Origin of the sequence: Microbispora hainanensis, assembly GCF_036186745.1 — a bacterium.
In the GTDB taxonomy this organism is placed as follows: Bacteria; Actinomycetota; Actinomycetes; order Streptosporangiales; family Streptosporangiaceae; genus Microbispora.
Window position 1 is genome coordinate 7,937,867 of the sequence record NZ_CP108086.1, and the last position, 13,437, is coordinate 7,951,303.

Here is a 13,437-nt window from a genome sequence, read left to right on the forward strand (position 1 = left end):
AAAGGAGCGTGACATGCGCGCGGTTGTGTACGAGGAGTTCGGCGGGCGGGCCGAGGTGCGCGAGGTGGCGGACCCGGTGGCGCCGCCGGACGGCGTCGTGATCAGGGTCGAGGCGACCGGGGCGTGCCGCAGCGACTGGCACGGGTGGATGGGCCACGACGCGGACATCACCGTGCTGCCGCACGTGCCGGGGCACGAGCTGGCGGGTGTGGTCGAGTCCGCCGGGCCGGGGGTGCGCGACTGGCGGCCGGGCGACCGGGTGATGGTGCCGTTCATCTGCGCCTGCGGGAGCTGCCGCGAGTGCACGACCGGCAACCAGCAGGTGTGCGAGCGCCAGACGCAGCCCGGCTTCACCCACTGGGGGTCGTTCGCCGAGCTGGTGGCGATCGGCCACGCCGACGTGAACCTCGTGCGGCTGCCGGACGGCATGGCGTTCACGACGGCGGCGAGCCTGGGCTGCCGCTTCGCCACCGCGTTCCGCGCGGTCGTCGAGCAGGGGCGGGTGCGGGCGGGCCAGTGGCTCGCCGTGCACGGCTGCGGGGGGGTCGGGCTGTCCGCCGTGATGATCGGGGTGGCCGTGGGGGCGCGGGTCGTCGCGGTGGACGTCTCCCCCGGCGCGCTCGACCTGGCCAAGCGGTTCGGCGCGGCCGAGTGCGTCCTGGCGGGCGACGGTCCCGAGGGGACCGCCGCGCGGGTCAGGACGGCCACCGGGGGCGGCGCCGACGTCTCCCTCGACGCGCTGGGCGCCGCCGCCACCTGCGCCGCGTCGATCGGCGGCCTGCGCAGGCGGGGCCGCCACGTGCAGGTGGGCCTGCTCCCCGGGGAGACGTCCCTGCCGATGGGCCGGGTCATCGCGCACGAGCTGGAGCTGGTGGGCAGCCACGGCATGGCCGCCCACGCCTATCCTCCGATGCTGGAGCTGATCGCGGCCGGCGTGCTCCGCCCCGGCCTGCTGGTCACCCGCACCATCGGCCTGGACGACGCGCCGGACGCGCTGACCCGGCCGGGCGCGCATCCGGGCGTCACCATGATCATCCCGAGCTCGTCCGGCTGAGCGACGCGTAGAGCTCGTGAGTGCGTTCGGCGATCCGCCGCCAGGAGAAGTGCTCGATCGCGCGCACGCGCCCGGCCTCGCCCATCGCGGCGGCCAGGCGCGGGTCGCCGAGCACCGCGTTCACCCGCTCGGCCAGCGCCGCGGCGAACACCTCCGGGTCGTGCGGCTCGCCGTCCGCGCCCTGGTCGATCGGGACGAGCAGGCCCGTCTCGCCGTCGGCGACGACCTCGGGGATGCCTCCGGTCGCGGTCGCCACGACGGCGGTCTCGCACGCCATCGCCTCCAGATTCACGATGCCCATCGGCTCGTACACCGACGGGCACACGAACACGGTGGCGTGCGTGAGGATCTGGATCACCTCGGGCCTGGGCAGCATCTCGGAGATCCACACCACGCCCTTGCGGGAGGCCGACAGCTCGCGTACGAGCGCCGTGACCTCCTCGGCGATCTCCGGCGTGTCGGGCGCGCCCGCGCACAGCACGAGCTGCGCCGCCGGGTCGAACGACCGGGCCGCGTGGAGCAGGTGCACCAGGCCCTTCTGCCGGGTGATCCGCCCCACGAAGACGACGTACGGCACGGCCGGGTCGATGCCGTGCTTCACCAGGGCCTCGGCGCCCCGGGACGGCGCGTACTCCTCGGTGTCGATGCCGTTGTGGATCACCCGCACCCGATCGGGCGATATTTCGGGATATGCGGTGAGCACGTCGCGGCGCATGCCCTCGGACACCGCGATGATCGCGTCGGCGGCGTGGAGCGCGGTCCGCTCCGCCCACGACGAGAGCGTGTATCCGCCGCCGAGCTGCTCGGCCTTCCACGGCCGCAGCGGCTCCAGGCTGTGCGTGGTCATCACGTGCGGCACGCCGTACAGCATCTTGGCGACATGGCCGGCGAAGTTGGCATACCAGGTGTGGCTGTGCACGACGTCGGCGCCCTCGCAGCCGGCCGCCATCTCGACGTCGACCCCGAGCACCTGGAGTGCGGCGTTCGCGCCCGACAGCCCCCCGGGCACCGGATAGGCCCGCACGCCGGGCTCCTCGCGCGGAGCGCCGAAGCAGCGGACGCGCACGTCGGCCAGCCGGCGGAGCTCCCGCGCGAGGTATTCGACATGGACTCCGGCGCCGCCGTACACCTCGGGCGGATACTCGCGGCTCAGCAGATCGACACGCATACGAGTGAGCTTAGAGTCCCGATCCGCGCTGTTTGCCGGTGTAACTGGTGTTTGTTAGCCATTTCGCGGGTTAAGGTCCTGCCTATGAAGGTCCTGGCGATCGTGCTCGCTGGTGGTGAAGGCAAGCGGCTCATGCCGCTGACCGCGGACCGGGCCAAGCCCGCCGTGCCCTTCGGGGGCATCTACCGGCTCATCGACTTCGTGCTGTCGAACCTGGCCAACGCGCACTACTGGCAGATCGTGGTGCTGACGCAGTACAAGAACCACAGCCTGGACCGGCACATCTCCCGGACGTGGCGGCTGTCGTCGATGCTCGGCAACTACGTGACTCCCGTGCCCGCGCAGCAGCGGCTCGGGCCGCGCTGGTTCGCCGGATCGGCGGACGCGCTGTTCCAGAACCTCAACCTGATCTACGACGAGATGCCCGATCACGTGATCGTCTTCGGCGCGGACCACATCTATCGGATGGATCCCCGCCAGATGGTCGACCAGCACGTCGACTCGGGCGCGGACGTGACCGTCGCCGCGATCCGCCAGCCCCTCGAACTGGCCGACCAGTTCGGGGTCATCGAGGCCGACCCCTCCGGCCGCCGGATCGTCGCGTTCCGCGAGAAGCCGAAGGACGCGGTGGGCCTGCCCGACGCGCCCGACCAGATCTTCGCCTCGATGGGCAACTACGTCTTCAAGACCCAGGCCCTCATCGAGGCCCTGCGCGAGGACGCCCTCGACCCCGGCAGCAGGCACGACCTCGGCGGCAACATCATCCCGATGTTCGTCAAGAGCGGCGGCGCCGAGGTGTACGACTTCGCGAACAACGTGGTGCCCGGCTCGACCGAGCGCGACCGCGGCTACTGGCGCGACGTGGGCACGCTCGACGCCTACTACGAGGCCAACATGGACCTCATCTCGGTGCAGCCGGTCTTCAACCTCTACAACGACCGGTGGCCGATCTACACCGGCAACGACCCGCTGCCGCCGGCGAAGTTCGTGCACAACGAGGGCGACCGGGTGGGGCACGCGCTGGAGTCGCTCGTGTCGCCCGGGGTGATCGTGTCGGGCGGCACCGCGGTGCGCTCGATCCTGTCCCCCGGCGTGGTGCTGCACTCCCACTCGCACGTCGAAGACTCGGTGCTGATGGGCTCGGTCAAGATCGGCAGGGGCGCGATCGTGCGCAAGGCCATCATCGACAAGAACGTGGTCATCCCCGACGGCGCCCGGATCGGCTTCGACCTGGAGTACGACCGCCAGCGTTTCGCGGTGACCCGCAGCGGTGTGGTCGTGATCGGGAAGAACGAGATCGTCGACCGCTGAGCCCCGGGCGGGGCAGAATGCGGGGATGGATCTCGATATCGGCGTGGTCTGTGACGCGTTCGGCCTCGGCCTGGCGGTGACCCGCGGGCTGCGGGTGGCCGGCTACTACCACAACGAGGTGTGGCGGCTCGACACGATCACCGGCGCGTACGCCGTGAAGCGGCTGCCCCCGTCGGCCGCGCCCGCCGTGGAGATCGAGGTCGCGGCCTGGCGGGCGGGCATCCCGGTGCCCGAGCCGGTCCCGTCGCCCGCGACGGGGGCGTACGTCGTCCCGATCGGGGACGGCTCGGTGCGGGTGCACCGCTGGCTCGACGGGAAGGCGCCCGCCCTCGGCGATCTCAGCCCCGAGCTGTCGGCCGCGATGGGCGAGCTGGTGGCCGCCGTCCACGCGGCCGGTCGTGCCGTCGCTCCCCAGGAACCACCCCGGGCGGACCCCTCCGGCCCCGGCGGCCACCCGGCCGGGGATCCGGCGTGGGGGCCGGCCGGCCTCGAAGCCGCGACGGCGCGGCCGTCCGGCGCGGGCACCCTGACCATGTCGCACGGCGACCTGCACCCGAAGAACGCCCTGCTCCGGTTCGACGGCAGCCTGGCGATCATCGACTGGGACACCGCCGGTCCGTACGTCGCCGAGCAGGAGGCCGCGGGCATGGCCCTCGACTGGGCGGCCCGCCTCGACGGGAGCGTCGATTTCGACCGGTTCGACGCCGCCGTGAGCGGCTATCGCAAAGCCGGCGGCGACATCCCTGCGGAGCCCTGGGTCTTCGGCGGCTGGGTGCGCGGCTATCTGGCCTTCCTCGGCGGAGCCGGGCGAGACGAGCCCACCGGCACGCTCGCCCGGCTCCGCTGGGTCGAGGCCAACCTCGGCGCGCTGACCCGGCGCCTCTAGTTCGCGGCTAGTTCGAGGCGGCGCGGCTCCGGATGGCCTCGACACCGACGAGGTCGTCGGGCGGCGCGTCCGGCATCTCGGTGTCGAGGCGGGCCAGCCGCCTCACCCGCAGGGCGCCCGCCGCCACGAGGATCATGCCCAGCGCGCACACCAGATAGAGGAAGGCGATCCCACGGCCGGGGCCCACCCCGATCACGGCGCCCACGGTCGAGGCGAGCGCCCCTCCCGGGGCCAGCAGCGGGTCGAACAGCGCGGTGCCGAGCGGCGCGACCAGGCCGATGCCGATGGGCAGCGTCGACCAGGCGACCAGCGTGTTGAGCGCGAAGACCCGCCCGTGGAACCGCGCGGGCACCTTGATCTGCACGATCGTGACGTAGATGCCGTTCATCAGCGTGAGGAAGTAGGACAGCGCGAACGCCCCCGCGCCGACCACGACGAGCGATGGGGCGAGGCCGGTGACGACGGCGCCCGCCGCGATGGCCACGGCGAAGGCCAGCACACCGCGGAACCGCCCGCGGCGCGGGCCGCCCCACAGCGACATGGTCAGCCCGCCGAGCAGCACGCCGAGCCCCGACACCAGCGAGATCACGCTGACGTCCCTCAGCGTGGCGAAGGACAGCACCAGCGGCGAGACCAGCAGGAGCAGCGGCGACAGGAACACGTTGAGCACGGCGAAGAACACCAGCGTCGAGCGCAGGCCCCGGTCGTGCCACGTGTACGTGAAGCCCTTGGCGATCTCCGTGCTCAGCGGCTCGCGCGGCCGCCAGGGCAGCGTGTCGGGGAAGCGGACCAGCAGCACCGTGACGATGGCGAACGCGTAGCTCGCCACGTCGATCGCCACGATGCCGCCGAGCCCGATCCAGGCCAGCAGCCCGGCCGCGACGAGGGGGACGACGAGCTGCGCGACGCCGTTGGTCATCTGGGTGACGCCGATGGCGTGGCCGAGGTAGTGCTTGGGGACGAGCTGCGGCACCGCCGACTGGTAGGCCAGCCGCTGGAAGCTCGCCGCCACCGATAGAGCGACGATCAGCAGGTAGATCTGCCAGATCCGGATGTCGCCGAAGAGGAGCAGCGCGGCCAGCACGGCCTGGATTCCGGCCGAGGCGCAGTCGGCCCACAGCATCACGCGCCGCCGGTCGGCCCGGTCGACGATCGCCCCGGCCAGCGGTGAGATCAGCAGCCCGGCCAGGTTGAGCACGGCCAGCGTGGAGAACTGCCCGATCGAACCGGAGTCCATGAGGACGGTCAGCGGCAGGGCCCACCCGGTGAGCGCCGAGCCGATCATCGAGAGCTGCTGCCCGGCGGAGATCGTGAGGAAGCGGCCCATGCCGGGCCGTACCTTGGGTGCGTCCGGGCCGGGCGCGTCGGAGCCGCGTGAGACCGCGTGCACCCACCACGAGGGGTTGGCCGAGCGGTCGGAGACCTCCATGTGGGTGTGGGTGCGCAGGGCGGCGGCCAGTTCCTCCGCGCGGTAGCGCAGGAAGTAGTGGCCGCCCTCGTCCAGGACGACCAGCGCGGTGACGTCGGTGAGGAAGCCCCACTCGCGGTAGCGCTCGGTGTAGAAGTCGGTGGCGGGGTCGCGCTCGCCGACCACCGAGATGATCGGCGCGCGTAACCGTGGCCGGTCCGGCGCGTCGAACAGCCCGGTGAAGTATTTCTCCGCGGCCTTCGAGTCGTGGCGCATCGTGCGGATGATGCGGTCGGCCACGCCCGGATCGAGCTCCTCCAGGTCCACGCCGCGGGCCTTGAGGCGGTTGATGTCGGTCTGGCTGCTGCGGAGGCGGTCGAACTCCCCGATTCTCGACAGCGCCCGCATGAGCCCGCGCGGCCGGGCGAACGGGAAGATCGCCCCGGCGTAGACGGCGTCCACCTCACGGCCCGCCGCCTCGACCCGGGTGGCCAGCTCGACCGCGAGCGCGGCGCCGACCCCGCAGTGGCCGTAGATCACCAGAGGACCCTCGATGGCGAGGATCTCCTCGGTGGCGCGGGCGGCCAGCTCGCCGAACTCCATCGGCTCCTCGTCCAGGCCCACGTCGTGGCCCGGGATCGCGAGCGCGTACAGCGCCTGGTCCGCCGGCAGGGCGTCGGCCAGCGGCTGGTAGACCACGGCGCTGCCCGACCCGTACGGCACGCACACGTAGGTGACGCTCGCCGTACGCGCCGGGGTGAGCCGCTGGAGCAGCGGGCGCGGGCGGTCCTCGCCGGATCCGGCGTAGGCCGCCAGCTCGCGCACGGTCCGGTAGGTGAAGATGTCCACCAGCCCGACCTGCGCCGACCCGGCGGGCAGGGCCCTGCGGAGCTTCGCGACGACCTGGACGGCGAGCAGCGAGTGGCCGCCGAGATCGAAGAAGTCGTCGTCGGCCCCGACCCGCTCGGCCGCCAGCACGTCGGCCCAGACTGCCGCGACGGCCCGCTCGGTCTCGGTCTCCGGCTCGGCGTACGGCACGTCGGCCTGCGCCTGCGGGACGGGCAGGGCGGCCCGGTCGAGCTTGCCGTTCGGCGTGAGCGGAAGGGCGTCGAGCACGACGAACATCGACGGCAGCATGTATTCCGGCAGCGTGCCCCTGATCGCCGCGCGCACCTGGGCCGGCTCGGGCACGTCGTCGCCCACGAGGTAGGCGACCAGCCGGGGGTCGCCGGGCACGTCCTCGCGCACGATCACCGCGGCGTCCCGCACCCCGGCCTTCTCGCGGAGCACGGCCTCGATCTCGCCGAGCTCGATGCGCAGGCCGCGCAGCTTGACCTGGCCGTCGAGGCGGCCCAGGAACTCGATCGTGCCGTCCGGCAGCCGGCGGGCCGCGTCGCCGGTGCGGTAGCGGCCTCCGGCGAAGCGCTCGGCGGTCAGCTCCGGGCGGGCGTGGTAGCCGAGCGCGACGCCCACGCCGCCGATGTACAGCTCGCCGGGCACCCCCACGGGCACGGGCTCGCCGTGGCGGTCGAGCACGTGCAGCGTGATGTTCTGGATGGGCGAGCCGATCGGCACCCGCGCCCGGCCCGCCAGCGCGGGCAGTGTGCACTGCCAGGCGGAGACGTCGATGGCCGCCTCCGTGGGGCCGTACAGGTTGTGCAGCTCGGCCGGGAGCGTGCGCAGGCAGCGCTCGGCCAGGTCGACGGGCAGCTCCTCCCCGCTGCACACGATGACGCGCGGCGAGGTGCAGGTCTCCACGCCCTCCTCGGCGAGGAACGCGCCGAGCATGGACGGCACGAAGTGCAGGACGGTCACCCGCTCGGCATTGATCAGATCACGCAGGTAGGCCGGGTCGCGGTGGCCTCCGGGCTCGGCCAGCACGAGCCGCGCGCCGGTGAGCAGCGGCCAGAAGAACTCCCACACCGAGACGTCGAACCCGGCCGGGGTCTTCTGCAGCACCACGTCGGCGTCGGTGAGCCGGAACCGTTTCTGCATCCAGTCGAGCCGGTTGACGATGCCGCGGTGGCTGTTGGGCACGCCCTTCGGCCGGCCGGTGGACCCGGAGGTGTAGATCATGTACGCGGCCGTGCCGGGCTCGCCCCTCGCCTCGGGCGGGGTCGCCGGCAGCCCGTCCCATACGGCGTCCAGGTCGAGCGGCAGGATGACGGCGCCGCCGGTGGCCAGCCGTTCGGCCAGGTCCTGCTGGGTCAGCACGACGGGCGCGCCCGAGTCCGCCAGCATGAACGCCAGCCGGTCGGCGGGATAGCCGGGGTCGAGCGGCACGTACGCCGCGCCGGTCTTGAGCACGCCGAGCAGGGCGGCGACCAGGTCGAGCGAGCGTTCGGCGCAGACCGCGACCAGGCCGCCCGGCCGCACGCCGAGCCCCGTGAGGCGGTGCGCGATCCGGTTGGCGCGCTCGTCGAGCTGCCGGTAGGTCCACGACCGCCCGGCGAAGGTCACCGCGACGGCCTCGGGGGTGCGGGCGACCTGCTCCTCGATCAGGCCGTGCAGGGTGGCCGTGTCCGGGTAGTCCGCGCCGGTCGCGTTCCAGCCGGCGATCAGCGCGTCGTCGCCCGTCAGCGGCAGCCGGCCGATCGGGACGTGCGGGTCGCGCACGATCGCGCGCAGCAGGTCTTCGAGGTGCCCGGCCATCCGGGCGATCGTGTCCTCGCGGAACAGCTCGGGCCGGTAGGTGAACGCGCAGTTCAGGCCCCCGTCTCCGGTGGGCGCGGCGTACAGCTCCACGTCGTGCCTGGCCGACACGGGGGCCAGCGGGAGGACCTCGATGCCGTCGCCCGGGGAGAACTCGTTCATCGAGCAGATCGTGTCGATCAGGGGCGGCCTGCTGGTGTCCCGGGGCACGCCGAGGGCCTCGACGAGCTGGGCGAAGGGCAGCTCCTCGTGATCGAGCGCGGCGAGGACCGTGCTCCTGGTGCGGGCCAGCAGCTCGGCGAACGTCGGCTCGCCGTCCAGCCGGGCCCGTATCGCCAGCATGTTGACGAACATGCCCACAACGTTCTCGAACTCCGGTCTGCTCCGCCCGGCCACCGGCACGCCGACCGCGAAGTCGTCCTGGCCGGTCAGCCGGGAGAGCAGGACCTGGTAGGCGGCCAGCAGGGTCATGAACGTGCTCGCGCCGTGGTCGCGGCTCAGCGCGGCGACGCCGTCCATCAGATCAGGCGGGAGGAGGCGCACGTGGGTCGCGCCGTCGAGTGTCTGCAGCGCCGGGCGGGGCCGGTCCGTGAGGAGTTCGAGGCGCGGCAGCCCGGCCAGCTCCCCGCGCCAGTAGTCCAGCTCGCGGTCCACGGACCGCGCACGCTGCCACACGGCGACGTCGCCGAAGCGTACGGCGGGCGCGGGCGGCTCCTCGCCGTGCCAGAGCGCGAGCAGGTCGCGCATGAGCAGGTGCAGCGACTGGCCGTCGGCCACGATGTGGTGCACGAGCAGGGCGACGATGTGCTCGTCCTCGGCCTTGCTGACGACGACGCACTTGAGCAGCGGGCCCTCGGCGAGGTCGAGCGGGATGGCGGTCTCGGCGCCGATGAGCGCGATCGCCTCCTCGTCGGTGGCCGCCGTGGTGCGGTTCAGCGGCACCTCCGCCGTGTCCACGACGTGGACGGCGGGCGCGCCCTCCTCGGTCGCCGTGAACCGCTGGCGCAGGCCCTCGTGCCGGGCCGGCAGCGCGGCCAGTGCGTGGGCCAGCCGGTCCTCGTCCAGCGGCTCAGGCAGCCGTACGGCGAGCACCAGGGTGTAGGTGGTGGTGCCCGGCGTGAACTGCTCCATGAACCACAGCGGTTCCTGGGCCGGGGACATCGGGGGTTCGACGCCCTCCGGGCGCCGGGGAATGGAGTCGCGTGCGGAGCGGGCCCGCAGTCTGCGTCGGAGCAGTTCTCGCTTGGCGTCTGACAGGTCAGCCACAGACATGTGACACGGCCCTTCGATGGCGTACAGGCGGACAGTCACGCACGCAGTGAAACGATCTTTGTTTCGGCGTTAATCACATAGGCGACATTTGGTCATCTGGACGTTATGCGTCACTTTACGTTGGCGGCACCGCGCCTGGGCGTAGCCGACGATGGTCCGTCCGGTTTCCGGGACGACCAGCGCTCGCCGCACGCCGTGTCGCTGAAACTTTCACCCCGGAGACCTGTGGATCGGGCCGGCCGGATCCTCGGATGCGGCACCATGACGCCATGACGCACTGGTTCCGCGCCTATTCGGACGAAGAGGACATCTGGTTCTACTTCGAGGTGGATGCCGGCGGCTGGGTGACCCGCCAGATCGAGCTCAGCGGACCGAGCGGCGTCCCCGTCGCCGCGGCGTCGCTGGAGGAATGGCAACAGGCCTATGAGGAGGGGCGGATCAGCCGGTACGAGGCGACCTACGGCCTGACCGCCGAGAGTCCTGTGCAGGAGTGGGAGGGATACGAGCCCCACGCGCTGACCTCGGCCGAGTTCGAGGACACGTGGAGCCGGGCCCGTCGGCACCTTCTTCAGGCAACCGCTGAGCCCTGAGTCGCGAGCCCTGAGTCGCGAGCCCTGAGTCGCGAGCTCTGAGTCGTGAAGCCTGTGGCGTGAGTCCGGTCAGCGGCCGTTGATCCGCCACATGGGCTCGACCACGGTCCACTGGGCCTCCCATACCCGGCGGGCCCTGCGCTGGTTGAGGAGGCGGGTGCAGGTCACCAGCAGCGCGAGGATCGCGGTCGCGGCCAGCGGGATGCCCGTGCCGACGGTCAGCGCGGCGACCACCGTGGTCTCCCGGTCCTGTGGCCGGGGCGTGATCACGCCCTTGTCGTCGGTCCAGATGCGCACGGTCTCTCCCGCGTTCCTGTTGGGCGAGACCTCGATGACACCGGCTCTCACCGTGCCGTTGGGGGCCACCCAGGTGGCCTGGGCATGCCCGACCGCCGCTCCGGCCACCGACAGCCGGGGCGTCGTCACGTTGCCCGTCAGTGTGGCGACGACCTGATGCCGCGTGCGCGCCTGCTCGGCCTCCGTCTTCAGGCCCTTGCCGTACTCGCGCATGCCCAGCATCACGCCGAACACGATCGCGGCCACGATCCCCAGCACCGCGACAAGCCGAACCACCGCTTCGACCCGGTCGCACCGGCGCCGAAGCGGATTCCTGTCAAGTCCCAGCCAGCGAGCGAACCTGGCGAATAGATTCTGCGACATCTCACACCTCACAGGGTCATTACCACTGCGAGTCCCGTTTATGCCTATTTTGCATCCCAAGAGAATCCAGGGGAACGCCCCTCCCGATATGCCCGGACACCTTCGGCCATTTCGCCACTCTCCCGGGCCTCCCGCTGCCAGGCGCGCACCTCGGCCTCCCCGGCCCGGCCGTCGATGATCTGCTTGGCCGCCGCCAGCGTCAGCCGGGACCGGCCGGCCATCGTGGCCGCCAGGCCGTACACGCGCTCGCGGAGGTCCTCCGGACGGCAGACCTCGTCGACGAGGCCGGTGCGCAAGGCGTGATCTGCGCCGATGAGCTCCGCCGAGAAGAGCAGGAGCTTCGCCGTGGCGGGTCCGGCGATCTCCGCGAGCCGCCGCGTGGAGCTGAGCGGATAGACGATCCCGAGCTTGGCCGGAGTGACGCCGAAGCGGGCCCCGTCCGCCGCGACGCGCAGATCACAGGCGAGCGCGAGCTGGCATCCGCCGCCGACGCAGTATCCCTCGATCATCGCGATCACGGGTTTCGGAAAGGTCATGAGCGCGTGCTCTGCGACAACGGTGAGACCGGTGTCATCCTCGTTATCGCCAAGCTCATGAATTTCCGAAATATCGGCACCGGAACAGAAAGTTCCGCCCGCTCCGGTGAGGACGAGGACGCGTACCTTCGCGTCGGCGGCGAGGTCCGCGAGGATGCCCGGCAGCGCCCGCCACATGGCGGCCGTCACGGCGTTGCGCTTGGCGGGCCGGTCGAAGGTGAGGGTGGCGACGTGCTCGTCGAGGGTCAGGTCGAACCCGTCGGTAACTTCCATCTCTCGATTGTCCGGTTCGCCCGTCCCGCTGCGCCAGCGGGGTCCCGACGCGTGATGGCATAATCGCCGCGCAGCGGGACGATCCCGTACGCCTTCCCCCCAAGGAGTCTCTCGGTGTTCGGGATCCTCCGGCCGTGTGCCCGCCACTCCTGCCCGTCCGTCCACGCGGCCTGGCGCGCGCACCTGTGCGGGCTCTGTCTGACGCTGCGCGACCGGCACGGGCAGCCGGCCCGGATGGCGACCAACTACGACGGCCTCATCCTGTCGGTCCTGACCGAAGCACAGACGCGGGCCCAGACACGGGCCCAGACACGGGCACAGACGGGGGACCTGTCGCAGAACCGGCGGACCGCCGGGCCCTGCGCGCTGCGCGGCTTCCAGCGGGCGGAGGTGGTGCCGTCGGACGACCCGGGCGCCCGCCTGGCGGCCGTGGTCTCGCTGGCCCTCGCCTCGGGCAAGATCCGCGACCACGCGTCCGACGGCGACGGGATCGCGGCCCGGCGCGTGGCCGGACTCCCCCTGCGCGCCATGGCCTCGGCCTGGGCCTCGGCCGCCCGGCGCGGCGCGGAGTCGATCGGCTTCGACACGGCCGTGCTGACCGAGGTCTCCGCCCGCCAGGTGCTGCTGGAGTCGTCCCCCGGGCGCGGCCTGCTCGACGTCACCGAGCCCACCGAGACCGCCGTGGCCGCGGCCTTCGCGCACACCGCCGTGCTCGCCGGCCGGCCGGGCAACGTGGAGAGCCTGCGTGAGGCCGGCCGTTTCTTCGGCCGGATCGCGCATGTGATCGACGCGGTCGAGGACCTCGCCGAGGACCGGGCCCGCGGGGCGTACAACCCGCTTGACGCGACCGGCGCCTCGCCCGCCGAGGCCCGGCGCGTGTGCGAGGAGGCGCTGCACGGGCTGCGCCTGGCCGTACGCGACCTCGAACTGGAGGAGCGGCACCTGGTCGAGGCGCTGCTGTGCGACGAGACCCGGCGTGCCGTCGACCGGGCGTTCGGGACGCGTGCCCACGCCGCCTGTGGCACACACCGCATGGCGGCCGGGGACGCCTCCCCCACGCCGCCCGACGCCCCGCCCGGCGGCTCCCCCAGGGGTCCCGGCGACCGCCCGGGGATCGCGCTGACCGCGTTGGCCGGGATGGGGGTCTTCCTGACCTGCGGGCTCTACCGCCCGCCGTGGAGCGAATATCGGGGTGCGCCGTGGAGCGAGCGCTGCTGGTGCGGCGATTGCGACTGCCCCGACTGCTCGGACTGCTGTGACTGCGCCGACTGCTGCTCGTCATGCTCCGACTGCTGCTCGGGCGACGGCTGCTGCTGCGGGGACAATTGCTGCTGCGGGGACAACTGCTGCTGTGGTGACGGCTGCTGCTGCGACTGCGGCGCCTGACGGCTCACGCGGGCGCGGCCGGGCCGTCCGTGCCCAGGAGGCGGTCGTAGGGAACCGCATGACTCGTGCGGCCGTGGAAGCCGGTCGTGGTCGTCGCGGTGAACAGGGAGGGACCATCCCCGCGGGCGCGGGGCCGATACCTGATCGTGGCCTGCCGCCGGGGCTTTGAGAGGAGCATTCCCGCCGACGAGGGGATGGCGACGAGAAGGACGAATGGTCAGAGGTATCGGAGCTCACGCCA

Annotated in this window: 9 protein-coding genes; 5 read left to right on the top strand and 4 right to left on the bottom strand. The window is 72.3% G+C overall.

Annotated elements, in window-relative coordinates; translation table 11 throughout:
- The first annotated feature begins 13 nt into the window (after positions 1–13).
- Positions 14–1,054: an alcohol dehydrogenase catalytic domain-containing protein gene (locus OHB01_RS36075; protein ID WP_142650397.1), complete on the top strand. Its 1,041-nt coding sequence runs from the start codon at positions 14–16 to the stop codon at positions 1,052–1,054.
- Here the strand turns inward: OHB01_RS36075 and glgA are convergent.
- Positions 1,032–2,222 (bottom strand): glycogen synthase, encoded by a 1,191-nt coding sequence (glgA, locus tag OHB01_RS36080; protein WP_142650396.1) that lies wholly within the window; start codon positions 2,220–2,222, stop codon positions 1,032–1,034. The two genes, OHB01_RS36075 and glgA, sit on opposite strands and share 23 nt — an antisense overlap.
- Here glgA and glgC point away from each other — a divergent pair.
- On the top strand, positions 2,160–3,533 hold the full coding sequence (gene glgC, locus OHB01_RS36085; protein ID WP_260617430.1) for a glucose-1-phosphate adenylyltransferase: 1,374 nt from the start codon (positions 2,160–2,162) through the stop codon (positions 3,531–3,533). The genes glgA and glgC overlap by 63 nt on opposite strands.
- A gap of 25 nt (positions 3,534–3,558) precedes the next feature.
- The gene (locus OHB01_RS36090; protein WP_142650395.1) at positions 3,559–4,419 is read left to right on the top strand and encodes a phosphotransferase enzyme family protein; all 861 of its coding nucleotides are present in this window, start codon (positions 3,559–3,561) and stop codon (positions 4,417–4,419) included.
- A gap of 7 nt (positions 4,420–4,426) precedes the next feature.
- Here the strand turns inward: OHB01_RS36090 and OHB01_RS36095 are convergent, their stop codons facing one another.
- Entirely contained in the window at positions 4,427–9,751 is a 5,325-nt protein-coding gene (locus tag OHB01_RS36095; protein WP_142650394.1) for a non-ribosomal peptide synthetase/MFS transporter, read from the bottom strand.
- A gap of 269 nt (positions 9,752–10,020) precedes the next feature.
- Between OHB01_RS36095 and OHB01_RS36100 the strand changes: the two genes are divergently transcribed.
- Entirely contained in the window at positions 10,021–10,341 is a 321-nt protein-coding gene (locus OHB01_RS36100) for a hypothetical protein (protein ID WP_328854592.1), read from the top strand.
- Between the two features lie 69 nt (positions 10,342–10,410).
- On the opposite strand, the gene OHB01_RS36105 is transcribed toward OHB01_RS36100, so the two are convergent.
- Positions 10,411–10,914 (bottom strand): hypothetical protein, encoded by a 504-nt coding sequence (locus OHB01_RS36105; protein WP_142650392.1) that lies wholly within the window; start codon positions 10,912–10,914, stop codon positions 10,411–10,413.
- 131 nt (positions 10,915–11,045) lie between these two features.
- Positions 11,046–11,810: an enoyl-CoA hydratase/isomerase family protein gene (locus OHB01_RS36110; RefSeq protein WP_328710458.1), complete on the bottom strand. Its 765-nt coding sequence runs from the start codon at positions 11,808–11,810 to the stop codon at positions 11,046–11,048.
- 114 nt (positions 11,811–11,924) lie between these two features.
- On the opposite strand from OHB01_RS36110, the gene OHB01_RS36115 reads away from it, so the two are divergent.
- The gene (locus OHB01_RS36115) at positions 11,925–13,196 is read left to right on the top strand and encodes a DUF5685 family protein (protein WP_328710459.1); all 1,272 of its coding nucleotides are present in this window, start codon (positions 11,925–11,927) and stop codon (positions 13,194–13,196) included.
- The last annotated feature ends 241 nt before the right edge of the window (positions 13,197–13,437 follow it).

Bases quoted from the DNA above. Each gene is read 5' to 3' on its own strand.
- OHB01_RS36075 (WP_142650397.1), top strand. From the start codon at position 14: ATGCGCGCGGTTGTGTACGAGGAGTTCGGCGGGCGGGCCGAGGTGCGC.
- glgC (WP_260617430.1), top strand. From the start codon at position 2,160: ATGGACTCCGGCGCCGCCGTACACCTCGGGCGGATACTCGCGGCTCAG.
- glgA (WP_142650396.1), bottom strand. From the start codon at position 2,222: ATGCGTGTCGATCTGCTGAGCCGCGAGTATCCGCCCGAGGTGTACGGC.
- OHB01_RS36090 (WP_142650395.1), top strand. From the start codon at position 3,559: ATGGATCTCGATATCGGCGTGGTCTGTGACGCGTTCGGCCTCGGCCTG.
- OHB01_RS36095 (WP_142650394.1), bottom strand. From the start codon at position 9,751: ATGTCTGTGGCTGACCTGTCAGACGCCAAGCGAGAACTGCTCCGACGC.
- OHB01_RS36100 (WP_328854592.1), top strand. From the start codon at position 10,021: ATGACGCACTGGTTCCGCGCCTATTCGGACGAAGAGGACATCTGGTTC.
- OHB01_RS36110 (WP_328710458.1), bottom strand. From the start codon at position 11,810: ATGGAAGTTACCGACGGGTTCGACCTGACCCTCGACGAGCACGTCGCC.